This is a genomic window from Arthrobacter sp. B0316-1-20 (genome assembly GCF_059091865.1).
On the sequence record NZ_JBNHHC010000045.1, the window covers coordinates 10,971 to 36,014 of the forward strand.

27 protein-coding genes are annotated in these 25,044 nt (G+C 67.8%); all 27 read left to right on the forward strand.

Annotated features, from left to right (window positions below):
- Positions 1 to 119: 119 nt before the first annotated feature.
- Positions 120 to 461 (forward strand): flagellar basal body rod protein FlgB, encoded by a 342-nt coding sequence (locus AC5RW2_RS34830; protein ID WP_493940103.1) that lies wholly within the window; start codon positions 120 to 122, stop codon positions 459 to 461.
- Positions 461 to 853: a flagellar basal body rod protein FlgC gene (locus AC5RW2_RS34835; RefSeq protein WP_493949491.1), complete on the forward strand. Its 393-nt coding sequence runs from the start codon at positions 461 to 463 to the stop codon at positions 851 to 853. Before AC5RW2_RS34830 ends, AC5RW2_RS34835 begins: the two co-directional genes overlap by 1 nt.
- On the forward strand, positions 853 to 1,158 hold the full coding sequence (gene fliE, locus AC5RW2_RS34840; protein ID WP_493949492.1) for a flagellar hook-basal body complex protein FliE: 306 nt from the start codon (positions 853 to 855) through the stop codon (positions 1,156 to 1,158). The genes AC5RW2_RS34835 and fliE overlap by 1 nt, the downstream gene beginning before the upstream one ends.
- Positions 1,158 to 2,792 carry a flagellar basal-body MS-ring/collar protein FliF gene (gene fliF / locus AC5RW2_RS34845; RefSeq protein ID WP_493949493.1) on the forward strand — a complete coding sequence of 545 codons (1,635 nt, stop codon included), beginning with the start codon at positions 1,158 to 1,160 and terminating at the stop codon, positions 2,790 to 2,792. Before fliE ends, fliF begins: the two co-directional genes overlap by 1 nt.
- A complete protein-coding gene (fliG, locus tag AC5RW2_RS34850; RefSeq protein ID WP_493949494.1) occupies positions 2,789 to 3,808 on the forward strand; it encodes a flagellar motor switch protein FliG in 1,020 nt (339 codons plus the stop codon). Before fliF ends, fliG begins: the two co-directional genes overlap by 4 nt.
- Positions 3,798 to 4,457 carry a FliH/SctL family protein gene (locus tag AC5RW2_RS34855; protein WP_493949495.1) on the forward strand — a complete coding sequence of 220 codons (660 nt, stop codon included), beginning with the start codon at positions 3,798 to 3,800 and terminating at the stop codon, positions 4,455 to 4,457. The genes fliG and AC5RW2_RS34855 overlap by 11 nt, the downstream gene beginning before the upstream one ends.
- Positions 4,454 to 5,782: a FliI/YscN family ATPase gene (locus AC5RW2_RS34860; protein WP_493963102.1), complete on the forward strand. Its 1,329-nt coding sequence runs from the start codon at positions 4,454 to 4,456 to the stop codon at positions 5,780 to 5,782. The genes AC5RW2_RS34855 and AC5RW2_RS34860 overlap by 4 nt, the downstream gene beginning before the upstream one ends.
- Before the next feature lie 2 nt (positions 5,783 to 5,784).
- The gene (locus AC5RW2_RS34865; RefSeq protein WP_493963101.1) at positions 5,785 to 6,207 is read left to right on the forward strand and encodes a flagellar FliJ family protein; all 423 of its coding nucleotides are present in this window, start codon (positions 5,785 to 5,787) and stop codon (positions 6,205 to 6,207) included.
- The gene (locus AC5RW2_RS34870; RefSeq protein ID WP_494075053.1) at positions 6,204 to 7,097 is read left to right on the forward strand and encodes a C40 family peptidase; all 894 of its coding nucleotides are present in this window, start codon (positions 6,204 to 6,206) and stop codon (positions 7,095 to 7,097) included. Before AC5RW2_RS34865 ends, AC5RW2_RS34870 begins: the two co-directional genes overlap by 4 nt.
- Positions 7,094 to 8,749, forward strand: a complete 1,656-nt coding sequence (locus AC5RW2_RS34875) for a flagellar hook-length control protein FliK (protein WP_493963099.1) — start codon at positions 7,094 to 7,096, stop codon at positions 8,747 to 8,749. Before AC5RW2_RS34870 ends, AC5RW2_RS34875 begins: the two co-directional genes overlap by 4 nt.
- A gap of 13 nt (positions 8,750 to 8,762) precedes the next feature.
- Entirely contained in the window at positions 8,763 to 9,281 is a 519-nt protein-coding gene (locus tag AC5RW2_RS34880) for a flagellar hook assembly protein FlgD (protein ID WP_493963098.1), read from the forward strand.
- Between the two features lie 90 nt (positions 9,282 to 9,371).
- Positions 9,372 to 10,562, forward strand: coding sequence for a flagellar hook protein FlgE (locus AC5RW2_RS34885; RefSeq protein ID WP_493963097.1), 1,191 nt, complete (start codon positions 9,372 to 9,374; stop codon positions 10,560 to 10,562).
- Positions 10,563 to 10,773: 211 nt separating this feature from the next.
- Complete coding sequence (locus AC5RW2_RS34890) at positions 10,774 to 12,561, forward strand: DUF222 domain-containing protein (RefSeq protein WP_493963096.1); 1,788 nt, start codon at positions 10,774 to 10,776, stop codon at positions 12,559 to 12,561.
- Between the two features lie 120 nt (positions 12,562 to 12,681).
- Positions 12,682 to 12,999 carry a flagellar FlbD family protein gene (locus AC5RW2_RS34895; RefSeq protein ID WP_493949503.1) on the forward strand — a complete coding sequence of 106 codons (318 nt, stop codon included), beginning with the start codon at positions 12,682 to 12,684 and terminating at the stop codon, positions 12,997 to 12,999.
- Positions 13,000 to 13,821 (forward strand): motility protein A, encoded by an 822-nt coding sequence (locus AC5RW2_RS34900; protein ID WP_493963095.1) that lies wholly within the window; start codon positions 13,000 to 13,002, stop codon positions 13,819 to 13,821.
- On the forward strand, positions 13,818 to 14,912 hold the full coding sequence (locus AC5RW2_RS34905) for an OmpA/MotB family protein (RefSeq protein ID WP_493963094.1): 1,095 nt from the start codon (positions 13,818 to 13,820) through the stop codon (positions 14,910 to 14,912). Before AC5RW2_RS34900 ends, AC5RW2_RS34905 begins: the two co-directional genes overlap by 4 nt.
- A gap of 129 nt (positions 14,913 to 15,041) precedes the next feature.
- Entirely contained in the window at positions 15,042 to 15,950 is a 909-nt protein-coding gene (locus AC5RW2_RS34910; RefSeq protein WP_493949506.1) for a flagellar motor switch protein FliM, read from the forward strand.
- Positions 15,947 to 16,645 carry a flagellar motor switch protein FliN gene (fliN, locus tag AC5RW2_RS34915; protein ID WP_493963093.1) on the forward strand — a complete coding sequence of 233 codons (699 nt, stop codon included), beginning with the start codon at positions 15,947 to 15,949 and terminating at the stop codon, positions 16,643 to 16,645. Before AC5RW2_RS34910 ends, fliN begins: the two co-directional genes overlap by 4 nt.
- Positions 16,646 to 17,518 carry a FliO/MopB family protein gene (locus AC5RW2_RS34920; RefSeq protein WP_493963092.1) on the forward strand — a complete coding sequence of 291 codons (873 nt, stop codon included), beginning with the start codon at positions 16,646 to 16,648 and terminating at the stop codon, positions 17,516 to 17,518. It begins immediately after the preceding gene.
- A gap of 2 nt (positions 17,519 to 17,520) precedes the next feature.
- On the forward strand, positions 17,521 to 18,384 hold the full coding sequence (gene fliP, locus AC5RW2_RS34925; RefSeq protein ID WP_493963161.1) for a flagellar type III secretion system pore protein FliP: 864 nt from the start codon (positions 17,521 to 17,523) through the stop codon (positions 18,382 to 18,384).
- Between the two features lie 2 nt (positions 18,385 to 18,386).
- Positions 18,387 to 18,662 (forward strand): flagellar biosynthesis protein FliQ, encoded by a 276-nt coding sequence (gene fliQ / locus AC5RW2_RS34930; RefSeq protein WP_127511122.1) that lies wholly within the window; start codon positions 18,387 to 18,389, stop codon positions 18,660 to 18,662.
- Positions 18,662 to 19,420, forward strand: coding sequence for a flagellar biosynthetic protein FliR (locus tag AC5RW2_RS34935; protein ID WP_493963091.1), 759 nt, complete (start codon positions 18,662 to 18,664; stop codon positions 19,418 to 19,420). The genes fliQ and AC5RW2_RS34935 overlap by 1 nt, the downstream gene beginning before the upstream one ends.
- Positions 19,421 to 20,599: an EscU/YscU/HrcU family type III secretion system export apparatus switch protein gene (locus AC5RW2_RS34940; protein ID WP_493963090.1), complete on the forward strand. Its 1,179-nt coding sequence runs from the start codon at positions 19,421 to 19,423 to the stop codon at positions 20,597 to 20,599.
- Positions 20,599 to 22,653, forward strand: a complete 2,055-nt coding sequence (locus AC5RW2_RS34945) for a flagellar biosynthesis protein FlhA (protein ID WP_493963089.1) — start codon at positions 20,599 to 20,601, stop codon at positions 22,651 to 22,653. Before AC5RW2_RS34940 ends, AC5RW2_RS34945 begins: the two co-directional genes overlap by 1 nt.
- Entirely contained in the window at positions 22,628 to 24,061 is a 1,434-nt protein-coding gene (locus AC5RW2_RS34950; RefSeq protein WP_493963088.1) for a hypothetical protein, read from the forward strand. The genes AC5RW2_RS34945 and AC5RW2_RS34950 overlap by 26 nt, the downstream gene beginning before the upstream one ends.
- A 157-nt stretch (positions 24,062 to 24,218) precedes the next feature.
- A complete protein-coding gene (gene csrA / locus AC5RW2_RS34955; RefSeq protein ID WP_493963087.1) occupies positions 24,219 to 24,479 on the forward strand; it encodes a carbon storage regulator CsrA in 261 nt (86 codons plus the stop codon).
- 399 nt (positions 24,480 to 24,878) lie between these two features.
- Positions 24,879 to 25,044, forward strand: a 166-nt coding sequence (locus AC5RW2_RS34960) for an uL13 family ribosomal protein (protein WP_494075052.1), incomplete at its 3' end; no start/stop codon positions are given.

Below are 25,044 nucleotides of genomic sequence, written 5' to 3' on the forward strand. Positions count from 1 at the left end.
TCAAGAATTACCTAACGCACTCCCGTCTGCGTGCCGATAACTGGATAGTGAGCACGGATAGCTCACCGAACAGGCCATGGATCGGCCGACCACACGCCAGTAGTAAGACGGGTCTTGCTGTGTTCGAATCTGTGACGGGGGCTGCCATGCAGAGCGCCCTGGACGGCCTCGCCATGCGCCAACGTGCCATCGCCAACAACATTGCGAATGTGAATACCCCCGGTTATCACGCCCAGCGCGTCCAGTTTGAGGAAGCGCTGGCCAAGTCAGTCGCCCGCGGGGACGGCAGCGCCAGCGCCAGCATGGACCGCTCGCTGGAGCCTACCCGGCTGGACGGCAGTAACGTCAACCTGGACACCGAGACCCTTTCCAACATTGAAACTGTGCTGCGCTACCAGTTCGCAGCCCAGGCCGCGGGGAGCCCCTTCAACGGCGTCCGCACGGCGATGAGGACCAACTGATGACTTTCGACGCCATTGGAATCGCCGGCACCGGCCTCACCGTCCACCGCAAGTGGCTGGACGCTGTCTCCGACAACCTGGCCAATGCCAACAACGCCACCAGCACCGACGGCGCCGCTTTCCAGGCCCGCTATGTAGTGGCGCAGGAAGGCCAGGGCGTCTCCGGCGTGTACGTGGCCGGGGCCCAGTTCGGCGACGCCGAGGGCACCATGGTGCACGAGCCGGACCACCCGCTGGCCGACGAAAACGGGTATGTCCGCTACCCGGACATCGACCTTTCCCAGCAGATGGGCAGCCTGATCATGGCCCAGCGCGGCTACCAGGCCAACGCAGCAGTGGTGGACCGGGCGAAATCCACGTACGAGGCCGCCTTGCAGATTGGACGCAACTGATGCCGCTCCCTTCCATTCCGCCGATCCAGGGCGTGACCGGCACCGGCTACCTGCCGGCCGCCGAGGCCCCGCAGTCCACCAACGGGGTCGGCTTTGCCACCTCGCTCACCGGTGCCGTCGACAACCTGCAGCAACTGCAGTCGACATCAAATGAGCTGGCAATCCAGGCCGTGACCGGCGACCTCAACGACATCCACAACGCGACGCTGGCCTCCACCCGCGCCGCGGTGACGCTGGAACTGGTGGCCGCGGTCCGCAACAAGGGCGTTGACGCCTTCAACGAGATCATGAGGATGCAGGCCTAATGCCCGCCACAGTCTCCTCCTGGCTCTCCCGGCTGGGCAAAACCATCCGCGAGTTCACCGTCGCCCAGCGCACCATCGCGATCATCGGCATCGCCGTCGTCGTGCTGGGTATCGCCGCGCTGACCGCGTGGGCGTCCAAGCCCTCCTACACCCCGCTGTTCTCCGGCCTGGCCGCTGCCGACGCCAACACCATCGTGGAGCAGCTGCGCACCGACGGGGTTCCGTACGAGCTGACCAACGGCGGCGGCACCATCCTGGTGCCGGAGGAGAAAGTCTACGATCAGCGGCTCAAGGCCGCCTCGGCAGGGCTGCCGAGCTCCTCCACCGGCGGATATTCGCTGCTGGACGACATGGGCGTGACCTCGTCCGAGTTCCAGCAGTCCGTGACCTACAAGCGAGCTCTGGAAGGCGAACTGGCCAACACCATTGAAGCGCTCGACGGCGTCAAGACCGCCTCCGTGCGGCTGGCCATCCCGGAGGAGACGGTGTTCGTCTCCGAGAAGGGCGAGCCGACAGCCTCCGTCTTCGTGGACACCGAACGGACCACGCTGAGCGCGGACCAGGTCCAGGCCATTGTGCACCTGACCTCTGCGTCCATCGACGGGATGAAGCCGGAGAACGTGGCCGTGATCGACGCCGCCGGCACCGTGCTGTCCGCCGTCGGCGTGGGCGCCACCGGTTCCGCGGACAAGCAGGCCTCCGACTATGAAGAGCGGGTCCGCGCGTCCGTGCAGACCATGCTGGACCGCGTGGTCGGGCCGGGCAATTCCTCCGTGGTAGTGGCCGCGGACATGAACTACGAGTCCGCCGAACGCGTGGAAGAGACCTTTACGACGCCGGACGGCGCCCCCGCGCTGAACGAGTCCACGGAGACCGAAGAGTACGAGGGATCCGGCGGCGGAGCGGCCGGCGTGCTGGGCCCGGACAACATCGCCGTTCCCGGCGATGCTGCCGGCGACGGTACCTTCACCTCCGAGTCGGAAACCAAGAACAACGCGCTGAACAAGGTCACCGAGACCCGGGCCATCCCCGCCGGCGCGATCAACCGCCAGACCGTCTCGGTGGCGCTGGACGCCGACGCCGCCGGTGCGCTTAATTTGGCCAACATCGAGGGCCTGGTCACCACCGCCGCCGGCATCAACGCCGACCGCGGCGACCAGGTCACCGTGGAACTGGTGCCGTTCAACACCGCCGGCGCGCAAGAGGCCGCCGAGGCGCTGGCCGCCGCGCAGGCTGCCGAGGAAGCCGCGCGCCAGGCCGAGCTGATCCGCACCGCCATCATCACCGCCGGCATCGTCCTGCTGGTGATCATCGCGCTGCTGGTCTACGCCCGCTGGTCGCGCCGTCAGAACCGCGAGCCGGTGGATCTGGGCGAACTGCAGGACTTCCAGCCGGAAATCGAGGCCCCGCAGGACCTGCAGCTGCCTCTCCCGAAGCCCGTGATCGTGCCGGAGCCGATCCCCGTGGTCGGTCCGTCGACCACCGCGCTGGAGCTCACCGGCCCGCCGGAATTGTCCGACGAGCAGAAGGAGATGAACCGCAAGCGCGCGGAGATCGACGCCCTGGCTGCCCAGGAGCCGGACAAGACCGCCGACTTCCTGCGGTCCTTGATGGATGAAAAGCAGAACGCATGAGTGAGCAATTGACCGCCCTGACCGGAACCCAGAAGGTGGCGGTGGTGCTGATGCAGATGGAGCAGGCCCGGGCCGCCGAGGTGATGAAGCGCTTCAGCGAGGCGGAAGCCGAGCTGATTACCGCCGAACTGGTGGGCATGGGCCGGGTGGATCCCGAGGTTGCCGAAGAGGCGTTCAAGGAATTCCACGACATGACGGTCAAGGGTCGGCGCCGGCCCCGCGGCGGCAAGGAGTTCGCCGCCGGACTGCTGGCGGCCTCCTTCGGCGCGGAGAAAGCCGCCGGTGTGCTGGACCGGCTGGCCACCTCCATGGCCGGCAAACCGTTCGAGTTCATGGACGAAGCCGATCCCAGCCAGCTGATCACGCTGCTCAGCGGCGAGATTCCGCAGACCATTGCCCTGGTGCTGGCGCACATGCGCCCGGAGCAGGCCTCCGCGGTGCTGGCCGGGCTAGATGATTCGGTCCGGCCCGAAGTAGCCCAGTGCATCGCGACCATGGGCACCGCCACTCCGGAGGCTGTGACGATCGTGGCCGAGACGCTCAAGGTGCGGGCCGGCGCCGTCGTGCCCCGCCAGCAGGTGGAGGTGGTGGGCGGCGTGCAGCCGCTGGTGGACATCATCAACCGCGCCGACGTTGCCACCGAACGTGCGCTGCTGGAGGCGCTGGACGAACGCGACCCGGAGCTGGCCGAGGAGGTCCGCTCGCGGATGCTCACCTTCGAAGACATCACCAAGCTGGAACCGCGCGACGTGCAGCAGGTGCTGCGCGGCATCGAAATCGCGGTGCTGGCGGTGGCCATGAAGGGCGCCAGCGAACCGGTCACCGAACTGATCCGCAAGAACGTCTCCGAACGCAACCGCGACATCCTCGACGACGAGATCAACGCCACCGGCCCGCTGCGCATGTCGCAGATCGAAGAGGCCCGCGCGGACATCGTCCGTTCCATCCGCGAGCTGGAAGCCAGCGGCATCATCACGGTCCAGCGCGGCGTGGAGGAAGACGAATATGTCTACTGACGCAACGTTCTCCCGGCTGAGCTTCCCGGAGCTGAACACCGGGGCCAAAAACTTCGCCAAGGTGGCCTACACCGAGCTGCGCAGCGACGACGAGGCACAGGAGCGGGCGCTCGAACAGGCCAAGGTGCGCGGTCACGCCGCCGGCTACACAGCCGGCATGCGCGAAGGCGCCGAAATGATGCGTGCACGCCAGCTGGCCATGGAGCAGGACCACGCCGCCATGATGGCCGACGGCCGCGCCCGCGTGCAGCAGGCGGTGGCCGCGCTGGGCGCTGCCACCCGGGCACTGGAAGAACGTGCCGCGCCGGTGCTGGCTGCCGCGCAGAACACGCTGGCCGCGGCAGCCATGGAGCTGGCCGAAGCCATCCTGGGCCACGAACTGTCCGACGGCGAAACCTCCGCGCGCTCGGCCCTCACCCGGGCTTTGGCCGGGGTAGATGCCTCCCGCGTGCACACCGTCCGGATGAACCCGGCCGACCTGACCATGCTGGCGCCGGAAAGCCGCAGCCACGCCGGCGTGAACTTCAGCCCCGATTCTTCGCTGGCCCAGGGGGACGCGGTCACCGAATTCGCCGACGGCTTCCTGGACGCGCGGATCGGCACGGCGCTGGCCCGAGCCAAGGCCGCGCTGCTCGAGGTGCGGCAGTGACCGCCGTGGCCTGGCGCCCGCGCGCCGACCGGTTCGCCGACGCGCTGGCGGCAGCCGCGCCGCAGCGCTACGGGATGGTGTCCTCGGTGGTGGGCCTCGGCGTCGAAATCATTGGTCTGGACTGCGCCATTGGCGATCTGGTGGTGATCGGCGACGGCCAGGGCGTGGAGGCCGAGGTGGTGGCCACCAACCGGGACAGCATCCGCTGCATGCCGCTGGGCCGGCTCACCGGGATCAACACCGGCACGCCGGCCAAGGCCAAGGGCGTCCCGGTGCTGGTGCCGACCGGAGCCGGGCTGTTCGGCCGGGTGCTGGACGGCCTGGGCCGACCGATCGACGGCAAGGGCCCGCTGGTCTTCGATCAGCTGGTCCCGCTGGACAACGAGACCCCGTCCGCCATGCACCGGGCACGGATCGACACCCCGCTGCAGCTGGGCGTGCGCGTGCTGGACACCCTGACCACGGTGGGCAAGGGTCAGCGCATGGGCCTGTTCGCCGGCTCCGGCGTGGGCAAGTCCTCGCTGCTGTCGATGATCGCCCGCGGCACCGACGCCGAAGTCTCCGTGATCGCGCTGGTGGGGGAACGCGGCCGTGAAGTCCGCGAGTTCCTCGAGGACGATCTGGGCGAGGCCGGCCTGGCCCGCTCCATTGTGGTGGTCTCCACCTCCGACGAACCCGCGCTGATGCGGCTGCGGGCCGCCTTCACCGCCACCCGGATCGCCGAGTCCTTCCGCGACCGCGGCGCCGACGTGATGCTGATGATGGACTCGCTCACCCGCGTGGCCATGGCCCAGCGCGAGATCGGGCTCTCCGTCGGCGAGCCCCCGGCCACCCGCGGCTACCCGCCGTCGACCTTTTCCGTGCTGGCCCGGTTGCTGGAACGCGCCGGCACGGCGGAGACCGGCTCGGTCACCGGAATGTACACGGTGCTGGTGGACGGCGACGACCACAACGAACCGATCGCCGACTCCGCCCGCTCCATCCTGGACGGACACGTGGTGCTGGACCGCAAGCTCGCGGTCTCCGGGCACTACCCGTCGGTGGACCCGCTGGGGTCGATCTCCCGGGTGGCTTCCAAGGTCAACACACCGGAGAACTCCCGCGCCGCCGGCGCCCTGCGCAAGGTACTCGCGGCCCGCAAGGCGGCGCAGGACCTGCTGGACGTGGGCGCCTACCAAGCCGGATCCAACCCGATGGTGGATGCGGCCGTCCAGCACGAAGACGACATCAACCTGTTCCTGCAGCAGCGGATGGATGACCAGACGCCCGCCGCGCAGTCCTGGGATCAGCTGAACCGCCTGACCCGCACCCTCGGAGGTATGTAGAGATGGCTCGATCCTTCCCCCTGGCCGGACTGCTGCGGCTGCGCCAGCTCCAGCAGGACCAGGCCGCCGGCAACCTGGCCGCCGCGAACAACCGCGCCCGCGAGTCCGGTGCCCGGGTGGTGGCTGCCCGGAACGAGCTGGGCGAGATCATCAGCGAGGTCTCTGACGCCGCCACGCTGCACGCCGTGGCAGCCGCCCGGTCCGCCTCGCGCAGCATGCTCGCCGACCTGGAGAACTTGGACCGCACCCGGCAGCACGAGGCTCATCAAGCGCAGCAGGAGTTCCTCGCCGTGCGCAAGCAGTCCGTGGGCCTGGAGAAGCTGGAAACCCGGCACGTTCAGGCCGAGGCAGTCGAAGAGCTCCGCCGCGAACAGCTGGTACTGGACGAGCTGTCCATCGGCGCCCGGGGCGGTGACGGACGATGAGCATGGCTGACGCCATGGGCCGGATCCAGCAGATCCAGTCCACCCTGACGCAGCTGACCCAGCCCGCCGTTGCCACCGAAGCCGCTTCGGGCACCTCCGGCAGCGGCAGCACCGGCAGCACGGCCAATACGTTTGCCGACGCGCTCACTGCTGCCTCCCGCAGTTCCGCGGCCGGCGGGGTCCCCGGCGCCGCCGCTTCCGGCACTGCCGCGACCGGGACCGCCGCCGAACTGATCTCTGCCACCGAGAAGTACGTGGGCCTGCCCTACGTCTGGGGCGGCAACGATGCCTCCGTCGGACTGGACTGCTCCTCCTTCGTGCAGCACGCCTTCCGCGACATCGGCATCGACCTGCCGCGCGTCACCTGGGACCAGATGAAGGAAGGCACTCCGGTGGCCTCCCTGGCCGACGCCAAGCCGGGCGACCTGCTCTTCAGCTTCGACGGCGGCCACGTGTCCATCTACCTGGGCAACGGCAAGGCCATCGATGCCCCGCAGCCCGGCGACACCATCAAGGTCCGGGACGCCTGGGAGAACGACTCCAACATCACCACCATCCGCCGCATCCTGCCCGATGAGCCCACGGTCCAGGCTGCCGCCGGCATTGGTGCTTCCGGCGCTGCGTCCGGCTCGGCCGCACTGACCGCCGACCAGCAGCGCGCGCTAACCGAACTGATCGGCGCCGCGCAGCTCTCCACCTCCAGCGGGCTGGGCTCAATGCTCGCCGGCCAGAACGGCACCGCCGGCGCGATCAGCGCCATGCTGTCCGGACAGACCGGCAACACCGGCCTCGCCTCGATGCTCAGCGGCCAGGGCGCTTCCGGTTCCGGACCATTGACCGACCTGCTGGCCACCGCCCAGGCAGCCCTGGCGACGGGACAGCGAGCATGAGCCTCCCCGTGAACGCGCTGCCCATCGCTGCCGCCGCCCCGTCCCGCGCGGGCAGCGCGGCCGGTGCGCGCTCCTCCGGCGGCGGCTTCGACGCAGCCATGCAGGGCGCACTCCAGCAGGGGGCTGCCTACAAGCCTTCAAAGCACGACGCCGCTGCCTCCGCCGGGGGCAGCAAGACTTCCGCCGGTGTCGCAGGGCAGTCCGGATCCGCGCCGACTGGCCCCGGTTCGAGGCCGGCTGGTGCCGGCGGCAAGGCAATTGCCGGTCCTTCCGGTGAGGGTTCCGGCCCTTCCACCGACGCTCAGGCTGATGGAACCGCTGCCTCGGCACAGCCCATCGGCGTCCCGACGGGGTGGCCCTTGGCTGGCGGTCAAACCCTGTCGGCAGGCGACGCTGCAACCGGTGCTTTGGCCACGGTAGAAGCTGCTGGGACGCCGTCGGCGGCTCTCCCCGTTGATGCGATGAGCGGAAGCCAGCCGACGGGCACCGCTGGGCCCGCGGGCACCGCCGGCTGGCCCACCATGCTTGTCGATCCCGCCGGCAGCGCAGGATCAGCTGGCGCCGCAACTCCGGCCGGCGCTGCTGCGCCCCAGGCTGGAGCCGGCGCGCCCGTTGCCGCCGCCGCGGCTGGTGCCGGGCTCGTTCACAATCCGGAACTTGCCGGACAGGGAACCGGAACCCCAGCAGCCGCAGGCGCAGCCGCGAATGCTGTCGCGGGCACCACCGGTACGGGCCCGGCAGGAACCGGTTCGCCGGCTGCTGCGGCCGTGTCCGCCGCGGATGGACTGGCCGCCCCCGGGGCCGCTGCCGCCAGCGCGGCCGGCGCCGGCGCTGGGGAAGCAACGCAGCACCAGCCGGGTGCTTCGCGCGCGCAAGCTGTCCCAAACCAGCCACCGGCCCAGGCGGCCACAGCTGCCCAGCTGCCCACCGGCGTCGTACTTCCTGGCCAAACCCTGTCCGGGATGGCAGCTCACGGTGGAGCTGCTGCATCAGCAGGCGGGGCAGCTGCAGCAACAGCCGTGGCTGCCACCAACGGGGCCCGCGGCGAGGCCGAACAGCTGCCGGTTAACGGCCACATTCCGGTCGCGGGGCAGCCTGCCGCAGTGTCCCAGCCCGCGGCGACGGTTCCGACCGCGGCACCGGCTCCCGTCCTGCCGCACCAGCAGCTGCCTTTCACCGCGCAGGTGGCGCGACCGCTGTTTACCCTGGCGCAGGCCAAGCCCGGTGAGCACGTGATGACCATCAGCGTCACGCCGGACAATCTGGGACCGGTCACCGTCCGCGCCCACGTGACGGGGGAGGGCGTCCGCGTGGAACTCTTCGCACCGAACGACGCCGGCCGCGACGCCCTGCGCGCCATCATGGCCGACCTGAAGCGAGACCTCGCCTCCACCGGCATGAACGCGAACCTGGACCTGTCCAACCAGAACCGGCCGAACGATGCCCGCCCGGGCATGCAGTTCGGGCCGGACGGCCGGCCCTCCGGCGGTTCGCCGGGCCAGGACGGCCGACCCGGCGCATCCGCCGGAACAGGCACTGCCCCGGACACCACCGACCCATCCGCCGGAACAGGCACTGCCCCGGACACCACCGACCCATCCGCCCTGAGACGTCCCTACGGGATTTCGACCAGCCTCGACGTGCTGGCCTGAGACAAGGAGAACCATGCCCACCGACTCAGTCCCACCCGTTGGCTCCGTCACCCCGACGTATACGGCGCCGCCAGTTCGCGCGCCTAAGCAGACCATGGACGGCAAGATGTTCATGCACCTGCTGGTCACCCAGCTGCAGAACCAGGACCCCAGCTCGCCCATGGATACCAACCAGATGATCTCGCAGAGCACCCAACTGGCCATGATGGAGAGCATCGCCACCATGACCACCACCAGCGAGGAGAACTTTTCGCTGCAAATGCGCGGTGTGGCCGCGGCGCTGGTGGGCCAGCAGGTGAGCTACTACGGCCAGGACGGCTCGCTGATCACCGGCACGGCCACCTCGGTGTCCTACGCCGGCCCGGTCCCGCAGGTGATCGTTGACGGCAAGGAGATCCCGCTGGATCTGGTTGCCGGGATCAACGCCGCCGCGCCGGGGGAGTCCGGTTCTGGGGCTGGCAATAACGACGCCGCTGCCTCCTTGGGCGGCTCCGGCACCGACGCCTCGGAGCCCAGTGGGGGCGCCGCCTGACTTGTTGTGTCCTGACTCCGCTTTTGCAAGCAACAAATTTTCCCAGTCACTGAATCTTCCGTCCGTTCCACGATCCGAAAGGCGCTGATCATGCTCCGCTCGCTCTACTCCGGAATCTCCGGTCTCCGCTCGCACCAGACCATGCTGGATGTCACCGGCAACAACATCGCCAACGTCAACACCACCGGCTTCAAGGCCTCCTCGGTCCAGTTCCAGGACACCCTGTCCCAGATGACCCAGGGCGCAGGCGGCCCGCAGGCCCAGGCCGGCGGCACCAACCCGGCACAGGTGGGCCTCGGCGTGCAGGTCGCCGGCATCTCCACCAACTTCACCCAGGGATCCTCGCAGGCCACCGGCAAGGCTACCGACATGATGATCTCCGGCGACGGCTTCTTCGTCACCAGCAAGGGCGGCGAGCAGCTCTACACCCGCGCCGGCGCCTTTGAGCTGGACTCGACCGGGCGGTTAGTATCTCCAGACGGGGCGATCCTGCAGGGATGGATGGCCACGGGTGGAGCGGTAACAACGGGCGGTCCAGTCACCGCAATCGACCTTTCCCCAGACGCCATTTCGCCCGCCAAGGTGACGACCGGGGCCGCCGTTGCAGGCAATCTTCCCTCCGGTGCTGCTGTTGGCGACCAAGTGATCCGAGATGTCGAGATTTTCGACAACGAAGGTGCCAAGAAAACTCTGACACTGATGTTCTCCCGTACCACGGATGGATGGGACGTTTCTGCGGCCGATGAAAATGGTGGAACCGGCACTGCTGCTCTGGCGTTCACGAATGGAGCCCAGAACCCGGCTGGCGTTAAATTGACGATGACCGGAAGCACGGCCGCCAACATCACCGTTGATCTCTCCGCCGTCACCGGTTACGCCGGACTCAGCACGGTGTCCTTCGACAGCCAGAACGGCCATGCGGCGGGTTCCTTGGAGTCCTTCACCATGTCGCCCGATGGGACACTGATGGGTTCGTTCAGCAACGGCGCCCAGGCCATCGTTGCCCAGGTCGCATTGGCAAACTTCACCAACCCGGGCGGGCTCGAAAAGGCAGGCTCGTCGTCGTACCGCGTTACGGCCAACTCCGGCCAAGTTGAGTTGGGCACTGCCGGCACCGGTGGCCTTGGCACGCTGGCAGGCGGCTCGCTGGAAATGTCCAACGTGGACCTGTCCCAGGAGTTCACCAACCTGATCGTTGCGCAGCGTGGCTTCCAGGCCAACGCCCGTATCATCACCACCTCTGACGAGGTGCTGCAGGAACTGACAAACCTGAAGCGCTAAGGGTCCGGAGGCCCCAAGCCACCACCGAAGTGCAGCTGCCCGACCGTTCGCGGGCAGCTGCAGCGGCCGTCTGCACCGTTCGCAGGCGGCCGCTTTTCGTCGCCAATGACTTCGTTCCCCGCCCCCTGGCCGCTTCTTCGGGGAGCCACTACCCCTACACATTGCGCTATTTCAGAGGCGGCTCGAATCTATGTGCGAATAAAATTGTGGTATGGCACTTGCTCCGTTGGACCGCACCGAAGGGATGGACGGATCCCTCGCCGATGTGCGCGTCCTGTTGCAGGATTTCGCCGCACGCTTCAGCGCCGAGTCCGGTTCGCTGAGCACCCGGGAACTTGCCAACACGGTAGCGGCGGTCGAGGACATTTCCAAGACGGTGGAATTCCTGCAAGCCGCCGGCGCCCATGCCGTGGAGCGGGCGGACATCGCCGCGAACGGGGAAACCGCAGGTGGACCCAGTGGCCTTGCGGACACGCCTGATTCCTCCGGTGCAGCGGGGTGGGCCAATCCGGCGGCCGCCATCGCGGTCTCCAGCAACGACGCCGGCCAAGCCGGCGGAGCCTGCAGCGGCGAGGTGAAGAAACAGCGCGGCCGTAAAACAGAGTTCAGGAACAACGCGGAGTATCTGCGTTCCCGGCTGGGCATCGGTATTGTCGAAGCGCGGCGCCGGCTGCGGGTCGGCAGAGCGGTCACCGCGCCGGTGCGTTTTGATGGTGAACCGGGTGCTCCGGCGCTGCCGGCCCTGGCCCAAGCCATGGCTGCCGGGGAAGTCAGCGGGAACGCCGCGGTCCTAGTCAGCGATTCAATTGGCCGTGCCCGCCACGCTGCAGCGCCCGAAACCCTGGAAGCGATGGAACAGTCGTTGGTCCGGCAGGCCGCCGAGAGCGATGAGGACACCCTGGTGATGGTCGCGAAAACCTGGGAGACGGCGGTCGATCAGGACGGTGCCGAGCCCTCGGAGGAGGAACTGCGGTCCCGGCAGGGAATGTTCTACCGCGGCCGCCGCCGGGGCTTGCACCAGTTCGTGATCAATACCACCGACGCCCAGTACGAAGCCCTGGCCACAGTGATGAACAGCGCCGCGAACCCGCGGATCCGCTCCGACGCCATCGAAACCGCCGCCAACAGCGAGGTCGCCCCTGCCGGTCCGGACGGTCACGAGACAGGCGCCACCGGAACCACGGAGACCGGCACGGTCGGCACCGGCGCTGCGGATACTGCCGGCCCCGGCGCTGCAAATACGGCCGGCACCGGCGCTGCAAACACCGGATGTGAAGAGGCCGCACCCTCCTACACGGATTGCGCGCCTTCCTCTCCCACTCGTGTGGAAGGCGGCGATGTTGCGGAAGCTGGTGCCGAGCGCGGCGGGGTCGATCCGGCGGTCGTGTCGGGAATGGATGGCTTTACCAGGGCGCAGAAGCTGCTGGCCGGCCTGATTGGCGCCTGCCGGATTGCCCTGAACGTCGAAAAGCTTCCTGACTCGGGCGGGCACCGTACCCAGGTGATGGTCACTGCCGGCTACGAACAGCTGGCCGGTCTGCTCTCGGGCGGCGGCAACGCGGTGTTCAACGGCCCGGTGTCGGCGAAAACGGTGCGCCGGATGGCCTGCGATGCCGAAATCATCCCCGCGATCCTCGGTTCCAAGGGTGAGGTGCTGGATCTGGGCCGGTCCCAACGGTTCTTCAGCCGTGCGATCCGCCGGGCACTGCTGGTCCGGGACAAGGGCTGCGCCTTCCCGGGCTGCACCATGCCCGCGTTCTGGACCGAAGCGCACCACATCGTGCCGTGGTGGGCCGGCGGCCGGACCGAGGTCAACAACGGGGTTTGCCTCTGCGGCCTCCACCACGACCTGATCGAGCAAGGCAACTGGGAGATCACCGTCCGCGACAGGATCCCCTGGTTCACCCCGCCGGACTACATCGACCCCGACCGCAGGCCGCTGCGCAACTCGTACTGGCAAACCCACATCCCGCCCCAAACACTCCGGGCCCCTCAATGAAGTTGGCTTGCGCGGGTGACACATCTGACATCCAGCCCGCTTAACTAACCGCGGGGCGCGCGCGGCCGAAGGTAGTAGGTAGCGGCTCACCGGAGCCCTCGAGAAACCTGGGATGGGCTGATGATCGTAGTAACGCGGCTGAATGACAGCCAGTTTGCGGTCAACCCTGACCTGATTGAGCGCATCCACGCCAACCCGGACACCACGCTGGTGATGGTGGACGGGGCGAAGTACATCGTCACCGAGACGATGAGCCAGGTCATCGAGATGATCGCCAGCTACCGCGCCTACGTGCTGCATCTGGCCCGTGAGCTGCCGCCTTCAGTCCACCAGCACAGCCATCCCCAACTCGGCCTTGTGCCCCCCGCGGCGCCGGCTTCCGGAGATGACTCCGGGGACTCCGGTAACACTGTGCCGCTGCGCCCTAGGAATACGTAAATGGATCCCGCAACACTTATAGGCCTCCTGCTGGCCTTCGGCTCGCTTTACGCCATGATCACCCTCGAGGGTGCCCACGTTTCAGCGCTTCTCATTCCGGCCCCGATGATTCTGGTCTTTGGTGCCACCATCGCCGTGGGCTTGGCAAGCACCACGCTCAGGGACGGCATGCAGGCGATCAAGGCGCTGCCGCAGGCCTTTACCGGCAAGGTGGCGAAGCCCCAGGTAGTCATCGACCGGGTAGTGGAACTGGCCGAAAAAGCCCGCAGCGAGGGCCTGCTGGCACTGGATGCCGAGGCTACCGAGGAGAAGGACCCGTTCATGCAGCGGGCGCTGCAGAATATTGCCGACGGCACCGACGGCGAAGAACTGCGGATCCTCCTCGAAGACGAGATCAGCACGAAAGCGCGTGCCGACCGCCAATCGTCCAAGTTCTACATGAGCATGGGCGGCTACGCACCGACCATCGGCATCATCGGCACCGTCGTCTCGCTGACCCACGTGCTGGAGAACCTGTCCACGCCGGACACGTTGGGTCCGATGATTGCGACGGCCTTCGTGGCAACGCTGTGGGGCTTGCTCTCCGCCAACTTCATCTGGCTGCCGATCGGCGGCAAGCTAAAGCGCCTCTCCGATCTGGAAACCGAACGCATGACCTTGCTGATGGAAGGCATGCTCGCCGTGCAGGCGGGCAGCCAGCCGCGTCTGCTGGGAGAACGCCTGCGGGCCATGGTTCCGGCGCATGAGATGGGCACCGGAAAGCCGGCCAAGGAAGGCAAGTCCGGCAAATCCGACGACAAGCCAGAGGCCAAGGCGGCATGAAGTCACGGCGTCCGCGTCGGCCGCTCGAAGAAGGGGACGAGCACCCGGACGAGCGGTGGATGGCGTCCTACATGGACATGGTCACCGTCCTCATGTGCATGTTCATCGTGCTTTTCGCCATGTCCACGGTGGATGCGGCAAAGTTTCAGCAGTTGGCCAATTCGCTGGCCACCGGTTTCGGAGTGGAGCGCACCCAGGCCGTGGATACGGCCGAGGGCGTAGTGGTTCCTCCGGAACTCATCGACGAAGACGGCCAGGGGTTCACCGCCGGCGACGCCGAGGAGGACACCGAAGGCGAGCAGAAGACCGACCTGGATCTGGCCATCAAGGAAGTCAGCGACCTGCGCCGGATCCAGGAGAAGATCAACAAGGGGCTGCAGGAAGAGGGTCTGGAAAAGGCGGTCCGTTTCCAACTCGATGAACGCGGCCTGACCGTTCGCCTGATCGGCAGCGAGACGTTCTTCGAGCCGGACTCACCGATACTCACGCGGCAGACCATCAAGATCCTCAATGTGGTGGGACCGGTGCTGAAGCCGGTCGGCTACGAGCTGAAGGTCGAAGGCCACACGGCGCAGGTGCGCCATTTGGACCCGGGCGCCCTGGACTGGGAACTTTCCTCCGAGCGCGCCGTGAATGTGCTGCGGCATCTGGTGGAGGACAGCGGCGTGGTGTCGAACCGAATCTCCGCTGTGGGGTTCGGCGAGTCCAGGCCGTTGAAGACCAGCGGGAGCGACGACGATCTGGCGATGAACCGGCGGGTCGACATTGTGGTGCTCTCCGGCCAGCCCGAAGCCATCCGCAATCTGATGCCCGAGGTGCTCAAGGACCCTGCCGGCGCCGCCAAGGACGCTGCCGCCGAACGGGCGGAAATGGCCAAAAGAGCGGCCGAAGCCGACGCGGCGGCAAAGGCCGCGGCCGAGGGAGCCGAGGCAGATGGCGCCGAAGGCAAGCGGGCCGAGCGGGTGGCCGGCGAGCCGGGCAGAGGAGGCTCAGGCGGAGGCAAAGTCGTCACCGGCGGCAACGGCACCGTGGGCCCTGGACCCAGCGCCACCTACGCGCCGGCTCCGGGCGGGAAGTCCTCCGGCGACTGAGGGTAGGCTGGCGACCGCTCAGAGCGAACATCAGCCATCGGGCGCCAACGCGGCGCCTCAGCCCCACGCGGTGACACTACATTTCGCGGACTCCTAACGCGCGCGATTTAGCTGCCGATAGTGCCTGCTGTGACGGTCCAGGAACATCTGCAATCCAGCGCGCCCGAAAAGCCGGCCAGAGCCGTCGAAGTGTATGACTTCCGGAGGCCGACCACTCTGGCGCGCGAGCACTCGCGCGTGCTGGAGTTGGCCTTCGAAACCTTCGCCCGCCAGTGGGGCACCCAGTTGACCGCCAAGGTCCGCGTGATCTGCACTGTTACCTCCGAGCAGGTCCAGATGCAGACGTACGACGAGTACGCGGCCTCGTTGCCGGCCAGTACCGCGATGGTGCTCTGTGCCCTGGACGACATCACCGGCAAGGCGGTGATCCAGTTCCCCACCAAGGCGGCAATGACCTGGGTGGACCACATGCTGGGCGGGAACGGCACCCACAACTACCCGGACCGCAAGTTCACCCAGATCGAGCAGGCCCTGGTCAGCCGGCTGATGGAAGACGCGCTGGAGGACCTGCGCTACTCCCTCGGCTCGCTGCTGACCACGCCGATCAGCTTGGACCAGATCCACTACAACTCGCAGTTCGCCCAGGCGGCCGCCACGAACGATCTGATGATCGTGGCGACGTTCGAGATCCGCGTGGGGGACCTGTCCGCACCGGCCACGGTGGCCATCCCGGCCGAAGTGCTGCTGACCCAATTGCGCGATTCGTTCGCACTGAGCAGCCCGGCCAATGCGCGCAAACTGCTGGAGACCCAACTGGTGCAGATCCCGGTGGATGTGTCGCTGCAGTTCGCACCCATGCGCGTCCGCCCTGGCCAGGTACTGGACCTGTCCGTGGGCGACCTGCTGCCGCTGCCGCACCCGCAGCACCGCCCGTTGGATGTTGCCATCAACGGCGAATGTCTGGCCCATGCCGCCGTCGGCGCCAACGGCAACCGCCTGGCCGGAGTCATTGTTACAACCGAGGAGAACGCCCGATGACACAGACCCAGACCCTGCAGGCTGCTGCCGCCGACGCGCTCCTGGGGCTGCTGCCCACCAACACTCCGCTCTACGCGGTGCGCCAGGATGAGGGCGGGCCGCTGCCCGGGCAGGTGGCCTCCGCCGTCGTTGGTTCCTTCGTGGGCGGCACCTCCGCCGACGTGGCATTGGTTGTCGCCGACCAAGCCGCGCTGGCCGCTGCCGCCGGCACCGATTCCCCGCTGGTGTCCGCCGCGGATCTGCTGCGTCCGGCGCTGGAAGCGGCCGCCTCGGTGCTCGGCGCCGGCGTGCTGGGGGAGGCGCACGTGGCCAACGCTGCGGCGCTGTTCTCCGATCCTGAAGCCGCGGTGTTCAAGCTCACCGGCGGAGACGGCGAGGCCGGCGGCTGGTTCGCCATCCGGCTGCGGGAGAATCCCGCGGGCACCGGGGTGGACGACTCCGTGCTGGCCAAGCTGGGCCGGATCAACAACGTGGAGATGGCGCTGACCGTGGAGATCGGCCGCACCCGGATGTCGGTGCGCGATGTGCTGAACCTGGAACCCGGCGGTGTGATTGAACTGGACCGCTCGGCCGGCGCCCCCGCGGACGTGCTGCTCAACGGCCGCCTGATCGCGCACGGCGAGGTCGTCGTCGTCGACCAGGACTACGCCGTGCGCATCACCAAGATCCTCGATGTGCCCGAAGGACTTCTCTAAATGGAGACCGTGGTCCTCGCCCTGCGGGTAGCGCTGTCGCTGGCCGTGGTGCTCGGACTGCTCTGGGTGCTGCAGCGCCGCTTCAGCCGCGGCGCCCGTACCGGCGCGCGCAAGCTGGTCCGCGTGGTGGAACGTCAAACCATCGGCCCGAAAGCCTCGGTAGTGGTGCTGGATGCCGACGGCCAGCGTTTCCTGCTGGGCGTGACCGATCAGGCCGTCAGTGTGCTCGACACCCGCGAGGCACCGGTTGAGGAAGAGGCGCAGCCCTCCCACCGGGCTCCGCAGCCCGCGTCGGACAGCTTCGCCCGGCTGCTCGAACTGGCTACCGGCCGTGCCGCCGGCAAGGACCAAACCACCGACCGTGCCGCTGCGCGCGCCACGGCGACTGACCAAGCAACAGCGCAGTACGACGGCGGAGCCTCGCCCCGCCGGGGCACGTCACCTGCTGCCGGTGCCGGCCGTAAGGATGCCTTCGGCAACACCTCCGACCCGTTTGGTGCCGCAATGGCAGGGGCTTCCGCCACTCCCTCGGCCGGCTCCTCCGACCTCCCGCGCCGTTCGGCCCGTCGTGCTGCAGTGCGGCCGGAGCCGGTGGAAGCGGATGCGGACGGCTACGGCCAGCCGTACGTCGAACAGGAACCCGAAGGCCCACGTTTCGACGAGCCGCGCCAGGACACAGACGTCATTCCGCTGCGGCACGCCGGCCTGTACCCGATCGAGGGCGGGCGCCGCTCCGAGCGCACCGGCCGCCGCGCCTCCCGGGCGGCCGGCTGGCAGGAACAGGCGCCGGATTCCCCGCTGGCAGGCTCCATCCTTTCTCCGTCCACCTGGAAGCAGACGGCCGAAGCCCTGAAGCAGGTCCGTTCGCGTTGAGCATCACCGGCACTCCGGCCCTGACGGCAGGCCGCTGGCCTCGTCTGGCCACCACAGCACTCCTGGCACTACTGCTGGCAGTGCTCTTTGCCGTAGCTGCCGCGCTCCTCAACGCCCCGTCAGCTTTCGCGTCACCGGTGGACCCGGTCCCCCCGGGGGACCCGTTCGCGCCAACCGAGCCGGGTTCGCCGGACGGCGACGGCGGGTTCTCGGTGGAGATCAACGGCCCCAACGGCACGCCGTCGTCGGCCGTCATTACGCTGCTGGGCATCACGCTGCTGTCGGTGGCCCCGGCACTGCTGCTGATGATGACGTCGTTCACCAAGATCTTCGTGGTGCTGGCGATGACACGGAACGCCCTGTCGCTGCCCTCGATCCCGCCGAACCAGGTGCTCGCCGGGCTGGCGCTGTTCCTGTCCTTGTTCATCATGTGGCCGGTGCTGACCCAGGTGAACGAGCTCGGCGTCCAGCCCTACATGGAAGGGACCGAGACGTTCACCGATGCGGTCTCGGCCGCGGCCGCCCCGCTGCAGAACTTCATGCTGGCGCACACCCGGCAGGAAGACCTGGCGCTGATGATGCGGGCCGCGGACCTGCCCAACCCGGAGAACCCGCAGGACGTGCCGCTGCAGACCCTGATCCCGGCGTTCATGATTTCGGAACTGCGTGCCGCGTTCATCATCGGCTTCGTGATCTTCGTGCCGTTCCTGGTGATCGACCTCGTGGTCGCCTCGGCACTGATGTCCATGGGCATGATGATGCTCCCGCCGGTGATGATCTCGCTGCCGTTCAAGATCCTGCTCTTCGTGCTGGTGGATGGCTGGGGCCTGATCATCACCGCCCTGGTCGGAAGTTACGGTACCTAGCTGTGGATACAAACGCCGTCCTCGACATCGGCCTGCAGGGCCTGCTGATCGCCGCCAAACTCTCCGCCCCGGTGCTGGTCACCGCGCTGGTGGTGGGCTTCGCCGTTTCCTTGGTGCAGTCCATGACCCAGATCCAGGAGATCACGCTCTCCTTCGTGCCAAAGGCCGTGGCCGTAGCGGTGGCGTTGCTGGTTTGCGGGCACTGGATGATCTCCGAAATGGTTTCCTTCACCCAGGAAATGTTCGAGAAAATCCCCGGCCTGCTCGGCGGCGGATAATGAACATCCCGCTCGACCACGCGTGGATCGAGGCCACCATGCTGGCAGGAGTCCGCATGGTGGCTTTCCTGCTCATTGCCCCGCCGTTTTCGTACGGAGCCATCCCGGCCCGGATCAAGGCCATGCTCGGCGTCGGACTGGCCCTGGCGGTGTCGCCGCGGGTGGTCAACGGGTACGAGCCGCTGAGCACCGCCGGGTTCTTCGGCGCACTGGTGCTGGAGATCCTGGTGGGCGTGCTGCTGGGCTTCCTGGTGTTCATCGTGTTCTCCGCGGTGCAGTCCGCGGGTACGCTGATCGACCTGTTCGGCGGCTTCTCGATGGCGCAGGCGTTCGATCCGCAGTCGATGGTCAACGGCGCGCAGTTCACCCGGCTGTTCCAGATGGCCGCGCTGGCGCTGCTGTTCGCCTCCGACGGCTACCAGTTGATCATCGGCGGGCTGGCGCGCAGCTTCACCGCGCTGCCGCTGGCCGGGGGAGTGGACCTGGCCGAGCCGGTGCAGCTGATGATTACCGGCGTCACCCAGATGTTCCTCGCCGCGGTGCAGATCGCCGGGCCGCTGCTGGTGGTTCTGTTCCTTGCCGACGCCGGCCTGGGCCTGCTCACCCGCGTGGCCCCGGCGCTGAACGCGTTTGCACTGGGCTTTCCGCTGAAGATCTTCCTGACCCTGATGCTGGCCGGGGTGGTGTTCGTGGCGCTGCCGCGGATTGTCTCGTCCCTGGCCGGCCAGGCCGTGACGGCGCTGACGGGGGTGGGCTAGGTGTCGCAGGAAACCTCCGGAGAACGGACAGAGCAAGCCACGCCCAAGCGGATGAAGGAGGTCCGCCAAAAGGGCCAGCTCTCCAAGTCCCAGGACCTGACCGCCTGGCTCGGCATCGGCGCCGCGGCCGTGATGCTGCCGATGACCATCGACAGGGCCTCGCAGGCAGGCACCGACCAGCTCTTCACCGTCACGCGGATGATCGCCTCGCCCGACCCCGGTTTGGTGGTCAAGGCGCTGGAGGACGGGCTGGGCACCATCATGTACACGCTCACGCCGATGTTTCTGGCCGTGGTGGCCGTGATCATCGCCGGCGCGGCGCTGCAGGGCGGCGTCCACTGGAAGAAGTTCAAGCCGGAGACCCAGCAGTTCAACCTGGTCAACGGGATCAAGAAGGTGTTCGGCATGCAGGCGCTCTGGCAGGGCGTCAAGGCGCTGCTGAAGACCGTGGTGGTGGGGCTGGCCTTGTACTTTGTGGTGCAGGGACTGGTTCCGGTGCTGATGACCGCCGGCGGGCTCTCGGTCTCCTCACTGCTCGACGCCGCCGGTGCCGGCACCGCCGGACTGCTGCAGACGGCGATCATCGCCGGCCTGATCCTGGCCGCGCTGGACGTGATGGTGGTGATCCGGCGCAACCGGAAGAAGACCCGGATGACCAAGAAGGAAGTCCGGGACGAGAACAAGAACAGCGAAGGCGATCCGTTGATCAAGTCGCAGCGGCGTTCGCGGCAGTTGGCGATGAGCCGGAACCGGATGATCGCCGCGGTCGGAGGCTCCGACGTCGTGCTGGTGAACCCGACGCACTACGCGGTGGCGCTGAAATACGAACCGGGCAAATCCGCGCCGCGCGTGGTGGCCAAGGGGGCCGGCCTGATTGCGGCCCGCATCCGCGAGGAAGCGGAGACCACGCAGGTGCCGGTGGTGCGCGACGTGCCGCTGGCCCGGGCGCTGCACGCGGCGTGCGAGATCGGGCAGGAAATCCCGCTGGAGCTCTACAACGCGGTGGCCCGCGTGCTCGCCTTCGTGATGAGCCTCAAGGCCCGCGGTGCCTCGGCCAGTACGGCCGCAGGCGTCCACACCATGGCGGAGCCGGCGATGACCGATGCCGACGCTGCCGCCCATGCTTCAACCCCGCAGGGCCGACGCGCCTTGTCCTTACCGTCGCCTGGAGGTGACTGATGAACCGCAACCTCTCCAAGCTCGCTGTCCCCATGGGCGTGGTGGGCATCATCCTGCTGCTGGTGGTGCCGATCCCGGCCGGGCTGTTGGATGTGTTGATCATCGTGAACATTCTGCTGGCGCTGGTGATCCTGCTGACCACCATGTTCGTGAAGAAGCCGCTGGACTTCTCCGTGTTCCCCTCGCTGCTGCTGGTGGCCACGCTGTTCCGGCTGGGCCTGAACGTGGCGTCCACCCGGCTGGTGCTGGGCGACGGGTACGCGGGCCAGGTGATCGAAGCCTTCGGAAATGTGGCCGTGGGCGGTTCGATCATTATCGGCGCGGTGGTGTTCCTGATCCTGGTGGTCATCCAGTTCGTGGTGGTCACCAAGGGCGCCGAGCGCGTGGCCGAAGTGGGTGCGCGCTTCACGCTGGACGCGATGCCCGGCAAGCAGATGGCGATCGACGCCGACCTGAACGCCGGCCTGATCACCGATGTGCAGGCCCGCGAACGCCGTGCCGCGGTGTCCGCCGAAGCCGACTTCTACGGTGCGATGGACGGTGCGTCCAAGTTCGTCAAGGGCGACGCGATCGCCGGCATCATCATCATCATCATCAACATCGTCGGCGGCATCGCCATTGGCATGCTGCAGCGCGGCATGGAGATCGGCGACGCGGTCAGCACCTACACGCTGCTGACCATCGGCGACGGCCTGGTCACGCAGATCCCGGCGCTGCTGATGGCCGTGTCCACCGGCATGGTCGTGACGCGGTCCAACGCGGACTCGGAAATGGGGTCGGACGCCTCCGACCAGCTGACCCAGTCCCGGCAGGCGCTGATGATTGCCGGCGGCGCGGCCATTCTGCTGGCGCTGATTCCCGGCATGCCCAAGATCCCGTTCATCCTGGTCGGGGCCTTCCTGATTTTCATGTCGCAACGGCTCAAGGCATCGGAAGCTGCCAAAGCCAAGAACGACGACGCCGCTGCCGCCGAAGCGGGTCCGTCGGCTCCCGCTTCGGAGACCACCGAGGACCTGATCGAGCAGATGCGGGTGCATGCGCTGGAGATCCAGTTGGCACCTGACCTGGTGGACCTGGTTTCCGGTGCGTCGGACGACCTGCTGGCCCGGGTGCGGGCCTTGCGCCGGAAGATCGCGATGGAACTGGGCATTGTGGTGCCGCCGGTGCGCACCCGCGACAGCATTGACCTGCCCATGTCCACCTACGCGATCCGGATTGCCGGCGTGGAGACCGGCCGCGGGGAGGCCCCGGCCGGCAAGGTGCTGGCGCTGGGCGACAACCTGGACTCGCTGCCCGGCATCGCCACGGTGGAGCCGGTGTTCGGGCTGGCCGGCAAGTGGGTTCCGGCAGAGATGCGGCACAGTGCGGAGATGACCGGAGCCACGGCGATCGACCGGGTTTCAGTTTTGGTGACCCACTTGTCCTCGCTGATCTCGGCCAACGCGGCCCGGCTGCTCACCCGCGAGGACGTGCGCGTGCTGACCGAGGGCGTAAAGTCGGTGAACCCGTCCGCCGTCGACGAACTCACGCCGTCGTTGCTGTCCTTGGCCGAGGTGCAGCGGGTGCTGCAGGGGCTGCTGGCGGAGCAGATCCCGATCAACGACCTGCCGCGCATCTACGAGGCGCTGGCGCTCAAGGCCAAGTCCTCCACCGATCCGGAAGGGCTGATCGAGGCCGCCCGGCAGGCACTGGGGCCGGCCTTGACAGCGCAATACCTGGACGGGCAGCTGCTGCGGGTCATCATGATCGATCCCACGCTGGAGCAGTCCATGCTGGAGGGCATGCGGCCGTCCGAACTGGGCACGCAGATCCTGTTGTCCGCCGACCGGACCGAAGCCGTGCTGGCCTCGTTGCGGGGTGCCTTGGAGAAGGTGGAAGCGAACGGTCTCACCGCTGTTCTCGTCTGTGCGCCCGCGCTCCGTCCGGCCATCCGCCGGCTGGTCTCGGCGCAGGCCGGGGGGCTTCCGGTACTGTCCTACCAGGAGGTCACCTCCGCCAACGTGAAGATCGAGACCGTGGGGGTAGTGCGTGTCGGCCAGACGGCTGCAGCTTAAAGGCGCTTCACTGCAGGAACTCAAAGCCCAGGTCCTGGCCGAGCACGGACCCGACGCGAAAATCGTCGCCGCCGAGAAAGTCACCGTCGGCGGCATCCGCGGATTCTTCGCCCGCGAGCACTACGAAGTCACCGTGGAACTGTCTGCCCCGTCGGTGCGCGGCCAGCATGCCCTGGACCAGAAGGCCCGCGCCGGGATCGCCGCACTACTGGCGGACGCCGAGCTTGCCGAATCCCAGATGCACGGCTCCCGGGTGCACGGCAAGGCCCCCGAACTGCACGTGTCTACGCACACGGACCAGTTCGCGGTCATCATGGACAACCTGACGTTCAACACTGCCCGGCCCACGCGGCTGCCCCAAGGAGCCAAGCTGGAGGAGCCGCGGCCCGAGCCTGCCGCGCAGGCAACACCCCGGCCGGAGGCTGGCGCGGCTGCGGGCACCGGGCAGCCTCCGGCAAGGCCCGGGTTTGGCCGGCGGAGAACCGACTCAAAACCAGCCGCCCCAGACCCGCCACAATCCGCAGGAGCCGTGCAGGGGCAGGAGCCGGGTGCCGCTGCTGCCGGGACGCCGGCGGAGCCGGCTGAAACTCCGGCTGCTTCGGTTGACACGCCCGCTGCGCAAGCCGGGCCGCCCGCCGCGTCGGTGGCCCTTCCCGCCCCGGAGGCAAAGACGTCGGACCGGCCCTCCCGCAGGGCAGTTGGCAAGGCGGCCCGCGGACCAGCGCCGCACCGCTCGGCGCCTACCGGCGGCTCGTCGGACGACGCCGTGGCGGGCACCGTCATCGGCAGCGGCGTGCTGCACGGCCCAGACACGGTGGAGCCGGACGAGACGCGACAGGTTTCTGGTCTGGGGTCGGCGGCAGTGCTGGACATTCCTGCGCCGCTCTATGGGCCGGGGGACCTGGTGCTGGTGATCGGCCAAGGTGGCAATGCCGTGGCGGCGGCCACGTCCATGGCCGCCGCCGCGCCTGCCGTCAACGGCGCGCCGTCGGAGGCTGCCGACTGGATCTCCAGCGGCGGGAACATGGTCAGGATGGCCGGAGCCTATGCTGCCGAGGTCAGGCGCCCGGTCCAGGACCGCAACAGCGCCATCGGTGCGCGCGCCCGTGGTGTGGAAAGGGGGCAGAGCGTCTTCGTGGCGTTTGGCTTGGGCCATACGCTCACGCCGTCCCTGGAGATGCTCGCGATCCTGCCGGCACTTGGAGCTGACCAGATCTGGCTTGCCGTGGACGCCGGGCGTAAGTCCGAGGACACCGATCGCTGGGTGCAGGCTGTGCAGCGTGTTGTTGTTCCCGACGGCCTGGCCGTAACCGGAAGCCGGCACACCAGCACTCCGAAGACCGTCAACGGCTTGGGTGTTCCGGTCGGCTGGATCGACGGGGAGCCGTCCGGGGCCGCCTGGCTCTGACGTCCGCGAGGCAGGGCGCAGGTGGCGGCGCAGCGGCGGGCATGCGGCACGCAGTGGCGGGCAGGTGGTGGGCCATTGCTTAACGTATTCACCGCAGCCGGGTAGTAGTGCGTCATGGCCCGGCCGAACCGCGTTTTACCTGCGATAGAGTTGACGGGTGCTGGTGCTGACACGAAAACCCGGAGAGCGGATCCTGATCGGTGACGACATTGTCATCACCGTGCTGGACGCCCGCCGCGACGGCGTCCGCCTCGGCATCGAGGCCCCGCGCGGCGTAAAAATCCAGCGCGATGAAGTGGTCCAGGCCGTCAGCGAAGCTAATATGGCTGCCGCGCAGAGCGGGCCGGAGGCCGAAGAGCGCATCAAGGCCCTGCTGGGCCTGCATGCTCCCGGCAACACCGAAGCCAGCGGAAGCTGACCTCTCAAACATCGACCGGCTACGGGCCGTTTCACGTGCGCTGAAGCGCCTCCACCATCGCCCGCCCTCGCCGGAAACGGCAGTGCGGTCCGACAACCGACGGCCGGTTCTGCGGCTCGTATGGGGGCGGGACACCGCCGTCGTCGTGGTCTTTTTGACCTAACCCGGCGCGGCAGGATATTCTTAATCGTCGTTGTGCGTGTCCAACCTCGATACGCTATGTCCGTGAGACGGCCCAGTTGCAGGGCCAACCTGATCCACGGAAATAGCCGAGACTCTCTGGGCCACTGGTCAGATTTCAGTCCTCACCTGAAGTTCCGGTAGCGCATCACCAACTTTGCGCGTGCGTTCTGCGAAGAATGCGCCGCTACCTAAGAACACCAAACGAAGGCAAAAACCGTGCGTACGTACACTCCGAAGCCCGGCGATATCAACCGCCAGTGGCACGTCATTGACGCCACCGACGTTGTCCTGGGTCGTCTTGCCAGCCAGACCGCAACACTGCTGCGCGGAAAGCACAAGCCGACCTTTGCTCCTCACATGGACATGGGCGATTTCGTCATCA

What these genes read in the sequence shown, in the direction of transcription:
- AC5RW2_RS34835 (WP_493949491.1), top strand. Translation starts at nt 461, where the DNA reads ATGACTTTCGACGCCATTGGAATCGCCGGCACCGGCCTCACCGTCCAC.
- AC5RW2_RS34890 (WP_493963096.1), top strand. Translation starts at nt 10,774, where the DNA reads ATGGCACTTGCTCCGTTGGACCGCACCGAAGGGATGGACGGATCCCTC.
- AC5RW2_RS34945 (WP_493963089.1), top strand. Translation starts at nt 20,599, where the DNA reads ATGAACCGCAACCTCTCCAAGCTCGCTGTCCCCATGGGCGTGGTGGGC.
- fliN (WP_493963093.1), top strand. Translation starts at nt 15,947, where the DNA reads ATGACACAGACCCAGACCCTGCAGGCTGCTGCCGCCGACGCGCTCCTG.
- AC5RW2_RS34895 (WP_493949503.1), top strand. Translation starts at nt 12,682, where the DNA reads ATGATCGTAGTAACGCGGCTGAATGACAGCCAGTTTGCGGTCAACCCT.
- AC5RW2_RS34870 (WP_494075053.1), top strand. Translation starts at nt 6,204, where the DNA reads ATGAGCATGGCTGACGCCATGGGCCGGATCCAGCAGATCCAGTCCACC.
- AC5RW2_RS34920 (WP_493963092.1), top strand. Translation starts at nt 16,646, where the DNA reads ATGGAGACCGTGGTCCTCGCCCTGCGGGTAGCGCTGTCGCTGGCCGTG.
- AC5RW2_RS34880 (WP_493963098.1), top strand. Translation starts at nt 8,763, where the DNA reads ATGCCCACCGACTCAGTCCCACCCGTTGGCTCCGTCACCCCGACGTAT.
- AC5RW2_RS34865 (WP_493963101.1), top strand. Translation starts at nt 5,785, where the DNA reads ATGGCTCGATCCTTCCCCCTGGCCGGACTGCTGCGGCTGCGCCAGCTC.
- AC5RW2_RS34905 (WP_493963094.1), top strand. Translation starts at nt 13,818, where the DNA reads ATGAAGTCACGGCGTCCGCGTCGGCCGCTCGAAGAAGGGGACGAGCAC.
- AC5RW2_RS34885 (WP_493963097.1), top strand. Translation starts at nt 9,372, where the DNA reads ATGCTCCGCTCGCTCTACTCCGGAATCTCCGGTCTCCGCTCGCACCAG.
- fliG (WP_493949494.1), top strand. Translation starts at nt 2,789, where the DNA reads ATGAGTGAGCAATTGACCGCCCTGACCGGAACCCAGAAGGTGGCGGTG.
- AC5RW2_RS34875 (WP_493963099.1), top strand. Translation starts at nt 7,094, where the DNA reads ATGAGCCTCCCCGTGAACGCGCTGCCCATCGCTGCCGCCGCCCCGTCC.
- AC5RW2_RS34935 (WP_493963091.1), top strand. Translation starts at nt 18,662, where the DNA reads ATGAACATCCCGCTCGACCACGCGTGGATCGAGGCCACCATGCTGGCA.
- fliE (WP_493949492.1), top strand. Translation starts at nt 853, where the DNA reads ATGCCGCTCCCTTCCATTCCGCCGATCCAGGGCGTGACCGGCACCGGC.
- AC5RW2_RS34855 (WP_493949495.1), top strand. Translation starts at nt 3,798, where the DNA reads ATGTCTACTGACGCAACGTTCTCCCGGCTGAGCTTCCCGGAGCTGAAC.
- fliF (WP_493949493.1), top strand. Translation starts at nt 1,158, where the DNA reads ATGCCCGCCACAGTCTCCTCCTGGCTCTCCCGGCTGGGCAAAACCATC.
- AC5RW2_RS34900 (WP_493963095.1), top strand. Translation starts at nt 13,000, where the DNA reads ATGGATCCCGCAACACTTATAGGCCTCCTGCTGGCCTTCGGCTCGCTT.